This is a genomic window from Chryseobacterium turcicum, assembly GCF_021010565.1.
GTDB lineage: Bacteria > Bacteroidota > Bacteroidia > Flavobacteriales > Weeksellaceae > Chryseobacterium > Chryseobacterium turcicum.
In genome coordinates this window covers 593,141-611,992 of sequence record NZ_JAJNAY010000002.1, presented here as the reverse complement: position 1 = coordinate 611,992, position 18,852 = coordinate 593,141, and the positions used below count along the sequence as shown (strand labels likewise).

Here is an 18,852-nt window from a genome sequence, read left to right as displayed (position 1 = left end):
TCATTTAAGAAGTTAAGAGTTATTAAGAATTTGCAGGCAAATTTAAGTCTAATCTTAAAAGATTTATTTCCCTTAAATCATCTTAACTCCCTAATGAAATCTTAATGGTTCAAATAAAAATAAAGTTGTAATGCACTTCGCTGAGTGAAACGCCTTTGCGAACGAAAAATATTCAGCATTTTGTTCAAAAAAAACTTTGCGGACTTTGCGTTAAAAACCTCACAGAATTAAAACTACAATTTAATTCAAATTAGAAAAATGGAAAATCAGACAAAACAAAAATTAAACCGTCAAAACAGCGGTCTCGATACAACATTACCAATCAAAATTGTACAATTCGGTGGCGGAAACTTCATGCGTGGATTCACCGATTATGTAATCGATAAATTAAATAAAGAAACAGATTTCAAAGGTGGTATTGTAAATCTTCAGGCAACGCCAAATGGCTCGATCCAGAAAATGGAAGAGCAGGATAATTTGTACACTTTATTTTCAAGAGGAATTAAAAAAGGAGAAATTATTGATGAAAAGCAGGTGATTTCTGCGATTCAGAAGTCGGTGAATCCGTATGCAGATTACGATGCATTTTTAAATTTAGCAAAAGAAGAAGAATTGGAATTTGTATTTTCAAATACCACAGAAACCGGAATTGCTTACGATGAGTCTGAAACTTCTTACCAAGGTCCACACAAAAATTTCCCTGCGAAAGTAGCAGTTTTGCTTCACGAAAGATTCAAGCATTTCAATGGAGCAGCAGATAAAGGTTTGAGAATTATTCCTTGCGAACTCATTGAAGATAATGCCTTTGTTTTAAGAGATATTATCATTAAATATGCGCAGCTTTGGAATTTAGAAGATGCTTTTGTGCAATGGATTAACCAAAGTAATTATTTTCATAATACACTGGTTGATAGAATCGTTCCGGGTTATCCGAAAGACGATATTGAAGCTTACGAAGATCAGTTGGATTACGAAGATCAGAATATGGTTGTTTCAGAAACGTTCTTATTGTTTGTGATTCAGGAAGCTAGAAATTTAAATGAAAGAATTCCATTCAACAAAATCAACGAGCAGATTTTAGTGGTTGATGATATTCAGCCGTACCGTTTAAGAAAAGTAAGAATTTTGAATGGTGGACATACTTTGATGTTGGCTCCTGCAATTTTATCTGGAAAAGAATTGGTGAAAGATGCGATTGATGACCAATTTATCGGCAAGTTTTTAAGTGATGCTATTTTTAATGAAGTTAACCCTACTTTAGGGTTAGATGAAAATGAATTGAAAGAGTTTGCGGAAGAAGTTTTCGACAGATTCAGAAATCCTTTCATCAAACATCATTTAGCGAGCATTGCTTTATATTTTGTGTCTAAATTTAAAGTAAGAGTACTGCCAAGTTTATTGACTTACGTTGAAACCAACGGGAAGTTACCATTAAACCTTACATTTTCTTTAGCGAGTTTAATTAGATTTTATCAGGGAAGTTTTGGTGAAAAAGCCCTTCCTTTAAATGATGAAGAAGGAATTATTGCTAAATTTAAAGAAATTTGGACCAATGAAGATTACGAAAAAGTTGCTGAATTAGCACTTTCTGAAACATCATTCTGGGACACCGACCTTACAAAGGTTGAAGGTTTAAAAATAGCAGTTGCCAAAGCATTGTATGAAATTGACCACAATAACATGGAAACTGCCTACAACAATTTTATTCAATTTTATTCTTAGGAATCGCCTCGACTCATTTTGATTAAGAAGAATCAATCAAGATAGGCGATTATATATGACCTTTAAAAACAATAAATATCTCCATATAAAATCATGCAAAAGAAAGTACTGAAAGTAAATCCTAAAGACAATGTGATTGTCGCGTTGATGGATTTGCCTGCCGGAGAATCGGTACATTTAGACGGTACAGATTACACGGTTGTAAAAGACATCAAGGCTAAACATAAATTCGCCGCCGTAGATTTTGAGGACGGTGACCATATCATCATGTATGGCGTTATCGTTGGGAAAGCAAATCAATCTATCAAACAAGGCGAAGTCATTACCACTGAAAATGTAAAGCACCAAAGTGCAAAAGTAGTAGGTAAAACAGATACATTAGGCTGGACTCCACCCAATGTAGATAAATGGAAAGACCGTACTTTCAACGGATATCACCGTGAAGACGGACAAGTAGGAACAGAAAATATCTGGCTATTCTTTCCTTTGGTATTCTGCGAAAATAAGAATATCGAAACTTTGAAAGATATTTTCGAAAAAGAATTACTTCATGATAAGGCAAGTAAACATCAACTCTTGTTAAGGTCATTATTAAATGGCGGACAGGATTCTGATGTTGCAGTGGAAGAGGAAGTAGAAGATACAAGAATATTTAAAAATATCGACGTAAGATTCATCACGCACCAAGGTGGTTGTGGCGGAATTCGTCAGGATGCCGAAGCATTGGGAAGACTGTTTGCAGGATATGTAAACAACCCAAATGTCGCAGGTGCAACTGTTCTAAGTTTAGGTTGCCAGAATCTTCAGGTGCAGATTTTTATGGATGCCCTTCACGCGTTGGCTCCCGATAACAAAAAGCCGATTGTTGTTTACGAACAGCAAAAATCCGGTACCATCGATGCGATGTTAACGGGTGTGATTAAAGATTCTTTTGAAGGAATTAAAAATGCAAACGATATTGAAAGAAAACCAGCTTCCATCACGAAACTGAACATCGGTTTGGAATGTGGCGGTTCAGACGGTTTCTCAGGGATTTCTGCAAACCCTGTGTTGGGCGAAGTTTCAGATATTATGGCGGCAGTTGGCGGAACAACTATGCTTGCCGAATTCCCGGAATTGTGTGGAGTAGAGCAGGAGTTGGTCAACCGTTGCATTAATGATGAAGACGGCGTAAAATTCCTCAAACTTATGAAAGATTTTGAAGAATCTGTGGTTGCGGCAGGATCTGGTTTTGATATGAATCCTTCTCCCGGAAATATCAAAGACGGTTTGATTACCGATGCGATGAAATCTGCAGGAGCTTCTAAAAAAGGCGGTTCAGCACCGATTGTGGAAGTGCTTGACTTTACAGAGTATGCAACAAAACCAGGATTGAATCTTCTCTGTACTCCCGGAAATGATGCCGAATGTACAACCGCATTAGTTGGTTCAGGTGCAACAGTTGTTCTTTTCACAACAGGTTTAGGAACACCTATGGGAAATCCTATTGCTCCCGTGGTAAAGATTTCTTCGAATACGGTTTTGGCAGAAAAAATGTCAGATATCATCGACTTTAATGCCGGTACCGTTATCAGTGGCGAAAAAACAATTCCCGAAGCAGCAGACGAACTGCTGGAATACATCATCAAGGTCGCAAGCGGCGAAGAAAAAACCAAAGCCGACCTTCTTAATCAGAATGATTTCATTCCATGGAGACGCGGTGTCTCTCTGTAATGGGTTAATTATATTAAATATTAGGGTTGAAAATGCTTTCTACATCGTGTAGAGAGCATTTTCTTTTTGTCGATAGCGCAGATTTGTAATATAAAGTCACGGATTGCAGATCCGCAACATCGGGTTTTATAATCCGTCCTTCGCATATTGTTTTTGAAGAAAGTTAGGGTTTCAAATCAGTGATATCGTTCAGTTATTCATAAAAAGGAGCTTCTAATAATATATAATTATCATAAAATTCTTCTGCTAAATTTGTTGCATTGATTATTTCTTCATCACTAAGGGTTTCTTCAAAGTGTATTATTTTCTGTCTAATATTTCCTATAATTGCTAAATTTTCTGAAAATTCATCAGTTAATACCTTTTTTGATGTTAAATCTGAAACCATCTCGCGCAGAGGCTTTGAAGTGTCAGCGGCATAACCATTTTTAATATATAATTTATAGACTTCTTCATAAATGGGATACCATTTAGATAAAAAATCATTAACTAATTCATTTTTAAGGCTAACAACATTTTCAATGACAGTAACTTTTTCGTCATTTGGTATAATAATGTCATCAATAGCAGAAATCGCATCTATAAATTTCCCTTTAAGATTTTCTATAATAGAGATGATTTCATCAAACTCGTTTTTATTTATGAAAGAATTATGTGCTACTAAACATCTTAATTCATAAAGTTTTGTCCAATTTTTCAGCAAAAATCCATCTTCACAATTAACATAATTGTTAAAATATCTTTCCCAATTTGATTTTGAGACGAATTGCTCTAAATATTTCTTGTCTTCATTAAAAGAATCTTTCTTAATATCTCGCAAGAGGATTTCGACATTTTTACTTGAATAAGGTTTGAATAAATAATCTGCAAGCTGTATAAAATCAGTATTATGAAGAAAATTATTTTTATCTCTGTTATTTTTTATACTGTTCTTGACTTCTAATGGAATGCTTTCTTCAGTCCATTCTTGACCAAAATTAGAAATCATAAAATATGTAATAAGTTTTCTTAAGAGATTCTCGATTTTATTAATTTCTGGATATGCTTTTGTTGAATAATAATTAGAAATGTCATCCCAAATAATATTAACCCTGCCCTCCATTTTATATACGAATTCGCGTAAAATTTTAAGGAAGTCAGATAAATCAATTATTTGATTTTCATCTGTACAACCAACAATGATTTTAAATAGTCTTTGATTTTTATCTTTAATTTCATGGGATATAATATTATATGAAAATTCTTTTTCCTTGAACTTCAAAGTATCATTTTCAATATTTATTAAGGAGTTGGTCATCAATAAATTATTTAGAGAGCTAGAATCTTCTAAAAAAAATTCTTTGATTCTAAAGGTAATTAAATATTCTGTTTTTATCACAATTGGTAAAGTATTTCAGTTGACATCTGGTTTCAAACAATTTTTCAATCCAGACTATAATTCCTTAAAAATAATTAAATAAATATTAACAGCAAATTTTTATACCTATATAAAACCCACCCCTCCCCATCCCCAACCCCAAATTCCACGTTCCGAACCCCAACCGACACGTCCAAAACCTATCCCGATACGTTCCACTAAGCTTCCGATACGTTGTGCAACCTCTCCCGATACGTTCATCAGAAGTCAGTCGGGGTTGCAGACGTCTCCGATGGGGTTCAGGATATATCCGGACACGTTACCCAACCAGTCCCGACAGGTAAAAGATCCCTCCGGATGGGTAAAACACCGCACCCGACCTATGGAGAAAGTCTCCCGAGGAGTCAACAACCTCACCCGACCAGTAAAGAACGTCTCTGGATAGCTTAAAGACGTCTTCGCATAAATCGGGAACTAGAGATCGTCTCTCGAGCATTAAATAACGTATCGAAACCCATCACGGGAAAATGTAAAGTATAAAAATGCCCTTCCAGATTATTGAAAGGGCAATTAATGATTGTTGTTTTACTTTTTGTCTTCTGGTGAAGGAGGTGGCGGTGAACTTTTTAGAAAAAACTGCTTGAGGTCTTTGTGCTTGTCTTCAAATCCCGAGGCCGAAGAACCCGCTTTGTAGGTGGTGAAAGAATAATCTACCAAAGCAGCCTGATAATTGTCGTAATCATGAAGTGTTTTGGCATTATTCATTTTCGTAATCAAACCTTCAAGCCTGCTGATCATTGCTTCCATGTTTTTTCGGGAACTGTGATCTCTGTTGAATTCTTCCCAGTCGACTTCGGGAGAGCTTAAGTTGGGCTGACTGCTGTTGTAGTCATGAACTTTGTTCACAAAGAGCTTGTTTTGTTCATTGATGCTTCCGTACCTTTTGCGGTCGTCGGCTGAAAGGTTGAAAGTGATTTCAGCAAGTGCTATTTCCAATGCCACGATGGCATCCTGTGCGGCAGTGATCTTTGCACTGCTCAAATGGGTGGAGTTTAAATTTGTTAATCCCATCATTTTTGATTTTAAAGGTTAATACTATGTATATAAAATCGTGTGTTTTTATTTTGAGGAATCACTAAGGTAGGAAAAATTTCGATGCGGTGAGACCACCCCGTCAAAAAATCGAAGATTTTTCGCCACCCCTCCAGAGGAGGGGAATGGTGACGATTGGTTTTGTGTTGTAGAGTAGGTGGGTTTATTGAAAGTTATTACTCAGCTAAAAAATGCTCTTAAAAAAAGTAAGTAGTACGAAAAATTCCCCTCCTCTGGAGGGGTGGATTCGACCAAAGGAAGAAGACGGGGTGGTAACAGTAGTAAGGCAAACAAAAAATTATACTATCTACTCAATTTTCTCTACATTTGACCAAACACAACACAATGAAAGAAATTTTAACTCAAATAAACGGAGTTTTAATTCGTGAAAACTTCGTGGGAAATCTTCCCTACAATCCAAACTTAAAGATATTATTAAAAGGAAAGCGCAAAGCCGGAATTTTGAGCGAAGTTATTTTCTGGAAACAAGTTCATGCTAACAAATTTCATCATATCGATTTCGACAGGCAAAGAATTATTGGAAATTATATTGTTGATTTTTATGTAAAAAGATTAGGACTGGTGGTAGAGATTGATGGCTGGAGTCATCATCAAAAACAAATTTATGATGGGGTAAGACAAAAGTATTTGGAATCTTTAGGATTGAACGTTTTTAGAGTAAGTGATTTTGATGTGAAGTATAACTTAGATGTTGTGATGAGAGATTTGGAAAATTTCATCATTGAGCATTATGCGTAGACCACCCCGTCAAAAAATCGAAGATTTTTCGCCACCCTTCCAAGGGAGGGGAATGTCGAGCGCCCGATGTTCTATGAATTTCTAGTACTCGTAAAACAAAATACCTAGGAAAAATTTCCCTCCCTTGGAGGGTTGGATTCGACCAAAGGGAGAAAACGGGGTGGTAAAACAGTCGTAAAAAAGTCTTTACTTCAAAAGAAAAATTACTTTCTCTTTGAAGATTTCCGCACGCAAATCTGCGGGGCTAAAACAACCTTCTTTTCAATAGAAACTCCCGAAGAATTATCTTTAATATGATCAATAAAAACCTGTCCTGCCATATTTCCCATAATCAGAGGAGTTTGATCCATTGAGCTCATAGGAAGTTCCATAAATTGGGTGAAAGGTTCATTGGAGAAGCCGATAACGGCAACTTCCTGAGGGATTTTAATCTTACGCTTTTTAAGTTCTTGGCAAGCTCCAAGAGCTGCAAAATCACTCGATGAAAATATAGCATCGGGAATAGATGGTCTGCTCCATAACGTTTTTATGGCTTCAATTCCGGCATCAATAGAGCTTCCGGTAGAGATAATATTTTCTTCTTTTACCTTAAATTTATGATCAATTAGGGCTTGCTTATAACCATTCAGACGGTTTTGATAAATCTCAAGATTCAGATCTCCTGCAAAATGACAGATATTTTTATAACCCTCTTCAATCAGATGTTCGGTTGCCATATATCCGCCTTTGTAATCATCAATGGTTACAGTACTTATTCCGGGAATATCTTTTTTCCTGTCAAAAAATATGATGGGTGTATTGGATGTATCTAAAATTTGCTGAATATGTTTTGTATCTACCGTAGTTCGGGAAACCGACATGAAGATTCCGTCTACCTGAGCATTAAGTAGGGTGTTGAGGTGTTTTTTTTCTGTTAAAACATCTTCATGGCTTTGACAGATAATCACATGATACCCGTGAAGGGAAAGTTCTTCCTCAATTCCACGGATGACGGATGAGAAAAAGTTGGTGTTGATGTAAGGAACGATGATTCCTACGTTTTTGGTTTCCCCACTTTTTAGAGCCTTGGCAAGGTTATTCTGCTTGTAATTCATTTCCTTTGCCGTCTTAATCACCAGATCTTTCGTAGCCTGGCTTATTCTAGGATTGTCATTCAGCGCTCTGGAAACCGTTGCCACACTTACGTTTAGCTTCTTTGAAATATCATAAATAGTGGCATTTTTCTTTGTCATAGTTGCGGGAATAACGTTAAATTTTCCATCCGTATTCCTTAGAAGGAATGGTGGTAAATTTAATCAAATTATGAATACCAATAGCGTAGAAGCTATAATTTTAAGTTATTGAGTAAATATTACCCGACCAATCTCTCTTTTATTCTTGGATCGTTGTCGTAGTTCTACTACAAGAAATCGTAGAATTACTACAATTTTCGAAATAATAGTTTAAAAGCTTTAAAAATATTTTGGGGCTATCTATCTTTGGGTTATAGAAATCACAAAAATACCAACGATTTAAAATTTACTTATTATGGCAGCAAATTCAAGAGGAATCTTAAAATTCAACGGCAGCGAAGGTCAAAAATTATTAAAATTGAACTATAGTGTTTCAAGATCTACGGATGTTTCAGGTAGAGTAGCATCAGATCCATCAAATGCGCTTATCAAATTAACGATTGAGGCAACAGAAAAATCTGAAATCCTTGAATCATTATTAAACGGAAAATACAAGCCAACTTCAGGCGAAATTACATTCAACAAATCTCACGAAGAAGGAACTTTAATTACTTTAAACTGGGAAAACGGCTACGTTATTCAGCACGAAGTAGACTTTGATGCAGTTGACGAAAACTCAATGTTGATTAGCTTTGTTGTAAGTGCAGAAAAAATAAACTACGGTAATTCTGCGTACGAAGGAATTTGGCCAGGTGCATAAAAAATTCATTAAGGTTTATAGAGATTCACATAAAGACTGTCCTCAAAAGACGGTCTTTTTTGTCCTAATTCTTTCGTGAAAAAATATTTCAAAAAACAAGGGGTTAAAAAAAATAATGATATTGCCTAAATGTAAATTACAGAAGGCAAGCTAATTGCATTCTCATTAATTTACTAAACAAAATAAATATAAAATATTATATCGAGATGAATAATATTTTATAAATTTATGCTCTATACACCAAATTTACACAGATATGAAAAACTTTGACACATCTGGAAATACCACTTTTCGCCCATCTCAGAATGCGGCAGGAATCTCAGAAAACCATCATGTTGGCATCAACCGACTGGTAAAATTATCTTTAGTCATTGAAGGTAAAGTAATCAAGTATTACAAACATTTCAAATTGACCCAGAGCTCGCAAAAACATCATGAATTTACACTGACTTTAGCGCATGATACTTTAGGCGACCGCCAAACTCATACTTTAGAAGAAGCGAATAAGTTTTTAGGTAAAAGATTAACCGCTGTCATTTCTTATAAAGACATTGAAAACAGTCCTGAACGAACTTTTGTAGGCGTGATTACAGGTGTAGGATTTAGTCAGGAGAGAATGAGTTTGGGAAATATCGTTTTGTCCGGTTACAGTCCGACTATTTTATTGGATGGCGCACCACATATTCAAAGTTTTGGAGGAAATCAGGCGGTCAATATGGGAATCATTGCTGAAGAAGTCATTAAACAGGGTTTAGATAAAAGCCGATTTGATATAAGGATTGACACCAATGATTATTCTCAAATTATTTACAGCAGCCAGTATGATGAAACACATTATAATTATCTGGCGAGAATGGCAGAAGCGTATGGCGAACAGTTTTATTATGATGGTGAAGTTCTGCACTTCGGAAAACTTCCTCCTCAGAATCAGCCGATAAAATTAACATACGGAAGCAGTGCTAACGACATCAAAGTTGAATTGAAAGCCGTTCATACCAAACCCCAGTTTTACGGTTATAACAGCAATAAAAATGAAGTTTTAAAATCGGGTTCTACACCGATTCAGCATGTAGGAGATTTAGCAAAAACAGCTTATCAGCATAACGATGCTATTTACAAAACACCATCATTACGTATTGCACCAATCAAGGCAACCACTCATTTGGATGTAGAATATTCCCAAAAAAGTACTTCAGGAAGTGAAGGAGTAAATGTTTTCAATCTTTCAGGTTCTACCACCGTTCCTTTCTTGCATCCGGGATGCAGTGTTGATATCGAAATGCGAAAACCAGATACGAATGAAACCTCGTATTTCACAAGAATCATGGTGACAGAAACAACGCATGAAATTGATACGATAGGTCATTACACGGGAAGTTTTGCAGGGATTGCATCCGATACGGGCTTTTTACCCAAGCCTGAATTTACCGTTCCTATTGCACAGCCCCAGATTGCAACGGTCATTTCGAACACCGATCCTGAAGGACAAGGAAGAGTTCAGGTAAGATTTGACTGGCAAACGAATGATACCACTCATTTCATCAGAATGATGAGTCCCGATGCAGGAGGAACCGATCAGATTACTCAGAATAGAGGTTATGTTGCCATCCCCGAAGTTGGTGATCAGGTAATGGTGAATTTTGTGCACAATCATCCTGACAGACCTTTTGTAATGGGTGGGATGTTTCATGGTGGAATAGGATTGGGCGGAGGAATCAATAATCATATGCGATCCATCCAAACCAAAAGTGGAATTAAAGTTCTTATGAATGATGATGAAGGAAGTGTGAATATCATTGATCCGAGCGGAAATACTTATTTCATGGATGGAAAGGGGAATATTTCGATGAATGCACCGAAAAATTTCACCTTAAATGCGGGCGAAAATATTAATATCACAGCTGGTAAAGAAATTTCAGTTTCTGCAGGAGCAAGTATTACAAGTTCGGCAAATGACAATATTATTTCAACCGCAGGAACAGACATTGTACAAACTGCAGCGGGAGATATTCGAGAGTCTTCAGACACGAGAACAGAAATGGTGGAGAAAGAGTTTTTCCGTCAGTCTGAAACATCGAATGAAATTGCGGGAGAAATCTCAATGTTCAGCGAACTGGAAAATATGACGATGCAAAGCGGGAAAATTGTGGAATTCAACAGTGCCGAAAAATCTAAGCTATTTTAAAATCATGGCAATTCGAAAAACAGCAAAAAATATTATTATTAAAGTTACTGATACTTACAATTTAAGTGTTGGGAATAAGGCTGAAAAAATAGCCAAAAAAATAAATGCTGAAGCAAGAAGTGGAAATCTTGTTTTGGCGAGTAATAAAAAAATAATGTCTCATGGGAATAAATAAACTGAAATTCATTTTCATCTTCATTTTATGTAGTTTCTCATTATTAACTTGTCAAAATAAGAACGTGGAAGAAAAATTTAAATGGACCGGAACAATCTCTGCGCCACAAGAATATCCTATTGAAGTTTATTCCGGAGCAATTATCTCAGATGATTTCACATATGGATTTGATGCTATTTGGGGAACACAGAATACAGGCTGGGGAGAAAATGGAGGTCTCATGAACGTTTCTGAAGAGCAAATGCAGATACCACATAAGCTTGAGTTTACTTGGTATTCTTTAAAAGAAGAAAAATTCTACACAGGAAAATGGGATTTAGATCAGAAGAAAATTTATGATTTGTTTAAAGAAGGATTTAAGAGTTACCATTCAGGGAAATATATCACGAAGACATATGATGAATTTATCGTTGGTCTTGCTCCAAAGGGCAGGGTTGTGTTATGGATAATGGGCGAAAAAGATCAGAAAGAAGTAGGCGTTTTTCAGGCGCATGATACGATTATTAGCAAAGAGCAGGCGTATGAAGATGCGCGGTATATGTTAGAAAATGATTATGCCAAGAAAAGATTAGAAAGTGATTTCGTGATGAGCCCGGACATTAAAGAGAGTTTAACGTCAAACGGAGTTCCTCCGGCTACTATTTATGATGCATTTAGAGAGTTGTATGATTGGAAACCGAAAATTGAATTGCCCAACGGTTACACACTTACAGAAACTTATATAAGCACGTGTAATGGGGAGAGTGAAAATGTTATTACAGAAGCTGGTGAGACTGTAAAAGCTAAAAACAGAGCCATTCCGGATCGTTTGTCTATTGGTTTTAAAGATAAAAACGGGAAAGAATACGGAGCGTCGGTTGTATTTACAGAAAATAAAGATTATTGGAAAAATTATATACAGAAAGGCTTAAAAATGATTCCTTTAGATTTTTATCTGAATGAAATAAATAAGCAATTCAAAGAAAATATAAACCCGAAAGAACCTTCAGAAATAATTTTAAAAATTGAGCCTGAAAGGAAAAATATAGAACTCTATATACAGCAAAAGGAAAAAAAGATTCCTTTGAAAAATAATCTCAGATTAATTTATTAAACGATGGCAAATATTATATTCAACAGCTATACTCCTGATGCACTAGAAGATGCTAATGTAATAAATGTTACGTTGGGTGTTTTTTTTGACGGAACGGGTAATAATAAAACCAATACCGATGAAAGAAAAAAAAACAGTGCAGAATTTCAGAAAAATGGTAAAAAAGATACCGGATCCAGTTATTATAGCGATTGGACAAATGTTGCCAGACTTTGGGACAATTATGATAAAAAAAGCAGCATCTATGTAGAAGGAATTGGAACTGAAGATAAAAAGTCTGATTCCAATATAGGATATGGTACCGGTACCGGTTCAACGGGGATTAGAGGAAAAGTTCGGAAAGGATGTGAAGAGATTGTAACGAAAAAATTAAAACCCTTGATTACAGGAAAAACAAAAATCGGAGTTTTAACTTTTGATGTTTTTGGCTTTAGCAGGGGAGCAGCAGCAGCAAGAAATTTTGTTTATGAAATTGGCAAAGCAAAATACAATGCAACCCCACGAAGTGCAGGCAGATCGGGGAGTGTTTATTATACAGATAGTGATGGGTATGTGACAAGTGAATTGCAATTACCTAAGAGAGGTCATTTAGGATTGAAGCTTAAAGAAGCGGGTATTGAAGTAGATGTGGTAAGGGTTAGATTTTTAGGTATTTACGATACGGTGTCCTCTTATGGAATCAATTTCAGTAATGATATTGCAGAGTTGAATTTAAATACGATTTCATTAGCGAAAAAGGTTGTTCATTTTGTTGCAGAAAACGAGCATCGAGAAAATTTTGATCTTACTCATGTTCATGTAGGTATAGAAAAAAGTTTTCCTGGAGTGCATTCTGATATTGGAGGAAGCTATAATACTGAGACCGAAATCGTAAAAGAAATAGAGACCGACTGGACTAATAGAAATGATTTAGAACCTTTGAGAAAAAGATTAATAGCGGAAGGTTGGTATAACGATGATCAACTTATTTATACCGGAGGCAATTTATATTGGGCACTACAGGGTACCCGCTATTTAATAAAAAATTATACTTACATACCATTGCATTTCATGGCACAGTATGGGAAGAAAAACGAATTGCCTGTAGATGTAGATCAAATTGAAAATACAAAATATCTCGTTTCAAATGATGCGCTATTGACAAGAGTCAAAAAAAGACTTCAAACTTATGTGATGGGAGAAGGTAAACCTTATACTTTTAAATGGTATTCTGAAATTGAAAACAAATATAAGGGTGTTAAAACATCTCAAAATTATCAAAACGAAATTAACGAACAAAAAGATCTCCGAGAATTAAGGAATAAATATTTGCATTGGTCAGCAAAAAGAGAAGGAATTGGCTTAGATCCTCGATCAGACAGAAAAAGAGTAACCCATTAATATAATCAATTTAGTAATCAGCATTCCGATACTTTTAGCTTCTATGTATCTAGGCGGAATGTAATTTTTATGCAAAAATTTAATAAACATATCATTCAATCTGGTGAAACTCTGAAAAGTATTACGAATATTTATCATATTTCTGAGTCGTTGTTGAAGCATTTTCATAACAATCATTGTAAAGTTGAAGATCAGATTTTAATAAATATTACCAAACAAAAAGAGCTTTTTTTGCCTCGAACAGCAGTTGAAGATAAAAGTAAACTCGTAAAGTTTGGTCATGGAAACAGATTGGTTTTTCAGCCCGAAAATTCGATTCTGAAATACAGCACGATGATTACGATTGAAAATGATACAAAGAAAAATGAACTAAAATATGATGTTTCTGTTCGATGGATTAAATATGAAAATGGATTTCATTTTTTTGAAGTTGACAGAATATCGCTTCTTTTCCTGAATGAAGAAGAAGTCAATGAAATTGCAGATTTGTTGGCATATAAAACCTCAAAAGTTTTGTACCCGATGACAATAAGTGTTGATCAGCAAGGCAAATTTAATACTATTGAAAATGTGGAGGTTTTCAAAGAAAGATGGAATAGCATTAAAGAAGAAGTTTATAAAGAATTTGAAGGTGAAGTTGTAGATGAATATTGCCAGAAAATTGAAAAGGTTTTGGATGAACCGGGCTCACTTTTTATTTTCATTAAAAACGATTATTTCATCCGCACTTTGTTTTTTGGAATTTACCAAAAGTTTAATGAGAAGTATCAAACTGAAATGACCGAAACTTTTCCAATAATTAATAATGCTGTTGAACCGAGCTATCGCTTTAAAGTTGAAATTGACCCTTTAAAAGATGAATATGATTTAATCAATATCGAAGGGAATGGAAATTTATACGATGAAAGAAGTAGATATGATTTTATCAACGGAGCACCATTTTCATTGATAATAGAAGATAATCCGATAATGAATGATGATGGTAACTTCAGACTTCAGTATTATCTTAACGGGGAAACTCAGCTTTCAGAATCACTGTATCTGGAATGCGATATCAATCTTGAAAAAAGAAAAAAAATATCAGTTATAATTACCGTTATCACTGATTAATTTTAAAATTAAACCAATGAAAAAAATATTTAATGATAAACTTTTTTTAACACTGTTCATTTTGATTTTCGGTCTAAATTTCGGACAGAAAGTAGAATTTACGGTTCCAAAGAATATTGAGGAATTGCAAAATACCATTTTTGATTTTAAAAATGATTTTACGAAAGACGAACCGAAAGCGGCCGCTGCAGGAGATCAAGAGTTTTCAACAACCGTCGATTTATATGATTTGAAATTTGATGCAAATGAGAAAAACCCATATTTAAATTTAGCTTTAAAAAAAGGTGCAAAACCAAAACAATTCATCCAAAAAGCAATTTGGAATGTTTCGTTGAAAAAAGTGTCTGCAAAAAGTACGAAAGTGACTGTATTTTTAGAAGAAATCAATCCTGACAGTTGGTCTAAAAAAGAAGTTGATGTAAAGTTGACCAAATCAACCGGGAAATTGGAAAAAGAAGTGAAAGAATTTCTTTTAAATGCAAAAATCAAAAATTTGTCTGAAGGATTGGTGGCTGTAGACGATTCTTCAATTGATGCTGAAACAGAAGCGATGATGGCTGCTCAGGCTGATGCTCAGATTACAGAAATTCAAGCTAAACAGTTACAAAATAAAATGGTTTCAAAATATCTTCAAAATCTTTTCGCAAAAAAACAATTTATCAGTCTTCCGACCAACTCAGATCAGATCACCAAACTTCTGAAAACAGATTCAAGTGAAATGGAATGTGAAACCTGCAAAAACGGAAAATATTCAAATTGGGATTTCGAAAGTTTCAATATGATTTATGCAAACATGAACGATGGTAAAGAATATTATGCCATCCAATATTTCGGAAACGATGCTGTTTCGGGATTGCCTTATGGTTTGGTTTTTAATGACAGTTCGCCTTTAGAATGTAAAAATAAATTTGCAAGATATAAAGCCCAATTGTATCAAACGACAGTTGGGGTTGACGAAAATATTTCAAAAGCTTTGACGGTTGTTACTTTTAAAATGGATTCTAAATTCGTTCAGTTAGAATTCGGGAACGACTATTTATCGAGAATTGTAATTTCAAATAAAGAATTGTAATCATGGCAGAAAAACACATCGTAGTACAAGGAGCCATGTGCAAATGTCAATTTGGGCAAGCTCCGGATAACCTTAAAGTGCTTACTCATCAAAAAGAGTATGCCAACGATAAAAGTGCAGCCAAAAAACTGATTGTCACCACAAAAGAAATTGGAGCTGCAACATTTGAAAAAAATACATTCGGAAGTTGCATGAAAATGGGAAGTCCGCCACCGCCGTGTAAAATTATGGTCACCGAATGGCAGAATTTCTATGACAAAGTACAACTTAGCAATGGCGGATATATTATTTTGGAAGACAGCAAAGCTGTTTGTGCTATTGCTGGAACTCCATGTATAGAAATTTTAGACCACGGACAAAGAGCAGAAGCGAGCAAGCAGAATTTTAAAAATGCAGATCAGGATGTACAGCAGCAGATAAATCCGTTGGTAGATTCTGAGGAAATGTTTGAAGAACAACCTACACATGAAGGTCTTGAAGCGGGACAGACTGAGCAAGAAGAATCCTTAAAATTGTAAAACATGTCAAAAGGAATAAAGAAAATAAAGTTTGTACCTCAACCCAATGAAGCGAATAATTCTAATTCGAGAGTGAGTGCTGATAAATGGGTAATCGTTCCTGCTAATAAAAAAGCACATTTTTATATAAAAGAGTGGCATGCGGATACTACTGAAGCTCAAAAAAAAGGGCATTTATATTGGATGGTTCTTGATAAAGACAGAAAAAAAATAATAGACCGAATTCAGTATATGACCGACAAATATTTTTCATATAAAATACCGAAACGTCTATGCGGTTATCCATATTATGTAGAAGCTAGTATGACGGGGAAACCTGACATTCAGTTCACAGGACTTGTTCTTTTAGCAAATTGCCCTCCGTTAATTATTTCAAGTATATGGAGCCGAACAAGAGGCGGAAAAAATGTGAAAAATACTGAAGATAATAACTTTGGATTTTGTTACGGTGAAGAAATACACTTTCACGCAGATACAGAAGGAATCAATGGAGAAGTAGTTGTTGTTGAGGTTTATAATGAAATGTGGAACGGAAATTATAAAATGAGAACGTTATATAATGTAACAGTAACTGACGGTCAAATCAATCTTAAAATTCCTAATACATCAGAATGGAAATCTTCTATTAAATTTATTCAGGATAATGAAGAATTCTATGTAAAAATTAAAAGAAAAAACGGTGGTTATTTACGAGATAAAGATGGAGTTACAGAGCATGGTAAATATTTGAATATTAAAAATGAACTTAAAGTCGTTAATAAAACAAAACCATCAAATCAATCGACTATTTTGGTTGGTAGCACCGAGAAAAATCATCAAGGTGTAGGATTGTGTAAATTCAAACAAATTGTTATTACTGATGATAAGAATATTTCTATTTTTGAAGAAGGAAAAACAAAATTAAAAAGAAAAGCCCATACATCTTATAATGAAATAGTAGAGACTATTCATTTTGATTTTAATAAAAATAATATTCGAGCAGATGACAGAAAAACGTTGGATGTTATAGCAAGTAAGCTCAAAAATAACAAGCATTCTAATGTAATTATAGAAGGTCATGCTGATGAAAGAGGTCCGGGAGATTTTAATTTACGACTTTCTCAAAATAGATCAGAAGCGGTAGCTCAGTATTTGAAACAACAAGGTCTGAGTAGTACAAAATTTCTTCCACATGGACTAGGCGAAAATCAGTTAATTTATAAAGGCACTGATCTTACTGAAAAACAGCATGAGGAAAACCGAAGAGCAAAAATCAGATTCTCGGTAATCGATCATGATGAGTTATCATTAATCTACGAAGTGATTGCTCCGCCCTATGATTCTACAAATAAGAAAAAAATCAATATACAGGTAAATAATTTTGAAAATAAGGGGTGTATTGGCTCTCACGAAAAAAATATAATAATCACAGATATAGGACAGGTTAAGAATGGGAATGAGAAAGTAGAATCATTCCCGGTTCCAAGTAAACAGTATGAAGTATATTCTGATTTGTCAGTATTCAACGCATTTCCGATACAGTATATTTGGCCTGCTTCTACAACCCCTAATAAAACAAATATACATATTCATTCTTGCACCTACTTTGCCAATAAAAATATTCCTACAGTTATTGTCAAAACCTACCCTGATGTGAAATGGACTTTAGAATTGTTTTTTAATCTGACAAACGATCTTGGCGTAAAGTGGCAGAATTTAGATCCACATGAACACAAAGAATGGCAAAAAAAGGCGGGAAAAATGGGAGCAGAAAAAAGATGGAAACAAAAAGATGCTTCATTAGGTTTTAGTCTGAAAGCAAAATGGGACAATGATCGAAGAGAAAATGAATTTAAATATGAATATGAAACCAAAATAAAAAAGCTATATGAAATTTTTTCTTCTATTGGCGCAATTGCTGACGGAATAACAAGCCAAACCAAAGGCTGCTCCCCTACAGGTATTCCTATGACATTTGCCGTAAAGCCTCCCAATATAAATTTTACAGGAGACTGGTATTTAGCACATCCGAAAAATAATAATCAGGTTTTGGGAACCCACGTAGATCTACATCTAATTGCAAAACCGTTGATAGGTCTAGAAGTAACCATAGATTTATTAGGAACTGCAGTTTTTGTCGGAAGTCAAATTGTAGGAGCAGGACCTGGAGTAACAGAACTTTATAAACGTATTCAAGGAAAATTAAAAAAAGGCGTTAAATTTGGTAACGATGATGTAGCTTTTAAAGCTAATATAGATATTTATATGGATTTGGTTGTTACTCAGACAATTAATCTAGATACTCATTTAATATTTAATACTGAAGAAGAAATAAAAGATTCCAAACTAAAAGTAGAAGGAAGTAGTAGATTAAAAGTAGAATTGAAAGTTGGAGTTAAAATAAGAGGAGAATTGTCTGTTGTTGTACTAACGGTTTCAGCTTATTTTGAAGCTTCTGCATCTGGAGATGCTTCTATTACTTTTGGTCACACGATTAACTATGCTGATGATAAAGGTGGTCTATATTATAGACCAATATTAGGTTTTGATGGCTTGAATGCAAAGTATTTGGTAGAAGTGAGTGCTGGGTTGGCAATCAAAATTGTAAAAGATAAACATGCAGTAGAGGATAATGAAAAATATACTCTTGCTGAGGGTAATTATCCTAATGTTATTCCTCCTTTTGACGTTGTTAAAGAACTTGAAAAGCTATTTGGTATAAATGCAAATATACCTCTAATTAAAAATGATAAATAAAAAATAAG

The 18,852-nt window shown here is 34.7% G+C and carries 16 protein-coding genes; 12 read left to right on the top strand and 4 right to left on the bottom strand.

Translation table 11 applies throughout. The features are described from left to right. Positions 1-258: 258 nt before the first annotated feature. Positions 259-1,722, top strand: a complete 1,464-nt coding sequence (locus LO744_RS17575; RefSeq protein ID WP_230671699.1) for a tagaturonate reductase — start codon at positions 259-261, stop codon at positions 1,720-1,722. Between the two features lie 93 nt (positions 1,723-1,815). Next, positions 1,816-3,435: a UxaA family hydrolase gene (locus tag LO744_RS17570; protein WP_230671697.1), complete on the top strand. Its 1,620-nt coding sequence runs from the start codon at positions 1,816-1,818 to the stop codon at positions 3,433-3,435. A 193-nt stretch (positions 3,436-3,628) separates the two neighbouring features. On the opposite strand, the gene LO744_RS17565 is transcribed toward LO744_RS17570, so the two are convergent. From LO744_RS17565 to LO744_RS17560, 3 genes are all read right to left on the bottom strand, one after another. Then, a complete protein-coding gene (locus LO744_RS17565) occupies positions 3,629-4,813 on the bottom strand; it encodes a HEPN domain-containing protein (RefSeq protein WP_230671695.1) in 1,185 nt (394 codons plus the stop codon). A gap of 105 nt (positions 4,814-4,918) precedes the next feature. Continuing rightward, positions 4,919-5,053: a hypothetical protein gene (locus tag LO744_RS20395; protein WP_262908824.1), complete on the bottom strand. Its 135-nt coding sequence runs from the start codon at positions 5,051-5,053 to the stop codon at positions 4,919-4,921. Positions 5,054-5,377: 324 nt separating this feature from the next. Next, positions 5,378-5,866 carry a hypothetical protein gene (locus LO744_RS17560; protein WP_394799525.1) on the bottom strand — a complete coding sequence of 163 codons (489 nt, stop codon included), beginning with the start codon at positions 5,864-5,866 and terminating at the stop codon, positions 5,378-5,380. Positions 5,867-6,229: 363 nt separating this feature from the next. Between LO744_RS17560 and LO744_RS17555 the strand changes: the two genes are divergently transcribed. Continuing rightward, positions 6,230-6,643: an endonuclease domain-containing protein gene (locus LO744_RS17555; protein ID WP_230671693.1), complete on the top strand. Its 414-nt coding sequence runs from the start codon at positions 6,230-6,232 to the stop codon at positions 6,641-6,643. Positions 6,644-6,846: 203 nt separating this feature from the next. Here LO744_RS17555 and LO744_RS17550 read toward each other — a convergent pair whose 3' ends face one another. Continuing rightward, complete coding sequence (locus LO744_RS17550) at positions 6,847-7,875, bottom strand: LacI family DNA-binding transcriptional regulator (RefSeq protein ID WP_230671691.1); 1,029 nt, start codon at positions 7,873-7,875, stop codon at positions 6,847-6,849. A gap of 295 nt (positions 7,876-8,170) precedes the next feature. Here LO744_RS17550 and tssD point away from each other — a divergent pair, with 295 nt between their 5' ends. The 9 genes from tssD (at position 8,171) to LO744_RS17505 (ending at position 18,844) form a co-directional block, all read left to right on the top strand. Next, positions 8,171-8,575, top strand: a complete 405-nt coding sequence (gene tssD / locus LO744_RS17545) for a type VI secretion system tube protein TssD (protein ID WP_230671690.1) — start codon at positions 8,171-8,173, stop codon at positions 8,573-8,575. A gap of 256 nt (positions 8,576-8,831) precedes the next feature. Continuing rightward, positions 8,832-10,760, top strand: coding sequence for a type VI secretion system Vgr family protein (locus tag LO744_RS17540; RefSeq protein ID WP_230671688.1), 1,929 nt, complete (start codon positions 8,832-8,834; stop codon positions 10,758-10,760). Positions 10,761-10,764: 4 nt separating this feature from the next. Continuing rightward, positions 10,765-10,935: a hypothetical protein gene (locus LO744_RS17535; RefSeq protein ID WP_230671687.1), complete on the top strand. Its 171-nt coding sequence runs from the start codon at positions 10,765-10,767 to the stop codon at positions 10,933-10,935. A 64-nt stretch (positions 10,936-10,999) separates the two neighbouring features. Next, a complete protein-coding gene (locus tag LO744_RS17530; RefSeq protein WP_230671685.1) occupies positions 11,000-12,028 on the top strand; it encodes a DUF2931 family protein in 1,029 nt (342 codons plus the stop codon). Between the two features lie 3 nt (positions 12,029-12,031). Next, the gene (locus LO744_RS17525; RefSeq protein ID WP_230671683.1) at positions 12,032-13,408 is read left to right on the top strand and encodes a T6SS phospholipase effector Tle1-like catalytic domain-containing protein; all 1,377 of its coding nucleotides are present in this window, start codon (positions 12,032-12,034) and stop codon (positions 13,406-13,408) included. A gap of 69 nt (positions 13,409-13,477) precedes the next feature. After that, positions 13,478-14,518: a hypothetical protein gene (locus LO744_RS17520; RefSeq protein ID WP_230671681.1), complete on the top strand. Its 1,041-nt coding sequence runs from the start codon at positions 13,478-13,480 to the stop codon at positions 14,516-14,518. Between the two features lie 16 nt (positions 14,519-14,534). Beyond that, positions 14,535-15,590, top strand: a complete 1,056-nt coding sequence (locus tag LO744_RS17515) for a hypothetical protein (RefSeq protein WP_230671679.1) — start codon at positions 14,535-14,537, stop codon at positions 15,588-15,590. 2 nt (positions 15,591-15,592) lie between these two features. Continuing rightward, positions 15,593-16,108, top strand: coding sequence for a DUF4280 domain-containing protein (locus tag LO744_RS17510; protein ID WP_230671677.1), 516 nt, complete (start codon positions 15,593-15,595; stop codon positions 16,106-16,108). A 3-nt stretch (positions 16,109-16,111) separates the two neighbouring features. Further along, a complete protein-coding gene (locus tag LO744_RS17505) occupies positions 16,112-18,844 on the top strand; it encodes an OmpA family protein (protein ID WP_230671675.1) in 2,733 nt (910 codons plus the stop codon). Positions 18,845-18,852: the final 8 nt, after the last annotated feature.

What these genes read in the sequence shown, in the direction of transcription:
- LO744_RS17535 (WP_230671687.1), top strand. Translation starts at nt 10,765, where the DNA reads ATGGCAATTCGAAAAACAGCAAAAAATATTATTATTAAAGTTACTGAT.
- LO744_RS17520 (WP_230671681.1), top strand. Translation starts at nt 13,478, where the DNA reads ATGCAAAAATTTAATAAACATATCATTCAATCTGGTGAAACTCTGAAA.
- LO744_RS20395 (WP_262908824.1), bottom strand. Translation starts at nt 5,053, where the DNA reads ATGAACGTATCGGGAGAGGTTGCACAACGTATCGGAAGCTTAGTGGAA.
- LO744_RS17550 (WP_230671691.1), bottom strand. Translation starts at nt 7,875, where the DNA reads ATGACAAAGAAAAATGCCACTATTTATGATATTTCAAAGAAGCTAAAC.
- LO744_RS17555 (WP_230671693.1), top strand. Translation starts at nt 6,230, where the DNA reads ATGAAAGAAATTTTAACTCAAATAAACGGAGTTTTAATTCGTGAAAAC.
- tssD (WP_230671690.1), top strand. Translation starts at nt 8,171, where the DNA reads ATGGCAGCAAATTCAAGAGGAATCTTAAAATTCAACGGCAGCGAAGGT.
- LO744_RS17525 (WP_230671683.1), top strand. Translation starts at nt 12,032, where the DNA reads ATGGCAAATATTATATTCAACAGCTATACTCCTGATGCACTAGAAGAT.
- LO744_RS17575 (WP_230671699.1), top strand. Translation starts at nt 259, where the DNA reads ATGGAAAATCAGACAAAACAAAAATTAAACCGTCAAAACAGCGGTCTC.
- LO744_RS17510 (WP_230671677.1), top strand. Translation starts at nt 15,593, where the DNA reads ATGGCAGAAAAACACATCGTAGTACAAGGAGCCATGTGCAAATGTCAA.
- LO744_RS17505 (WP_230671675.1), top strand. Translation starts at nt 16,112, where the DNA reads ATGTCAAAAGGAATAAAGAAAATAAAGTTTGTACCTCAACCCAATGAA.
- LO744_RS17560 (WP_394799525.1), bottom strand. Translation starts at nt 5,866, where the DNA reads ATGATGGGATTAACAAATTTAAACTCCACCCATTTGAGCAGTGCAAAG.
- LO744_RS17570 (WP_230671697.1), top strand. Translation starts at nt 1,816, where the DNA reads ATGCAAAAGAAAGTACTGAAAGTAAATCCTAAAGACAATGTGATTGTC.
- LO744_RS17540 (WP_230671688.1), top strand. Translation starts at nt 8,832, where the DNA reads ATGAAAAACTTTGACACATCTGGAAATACCACTTTTCGCCCATCTCAG.
- LO744_RS17515 (WP_230671679.1), top strand. Translation starts at nt 14,535, where the DNA reads ATGAAAAAAATATTTAATGATAAACTTTTTTTAACACTGTTCATTTTG.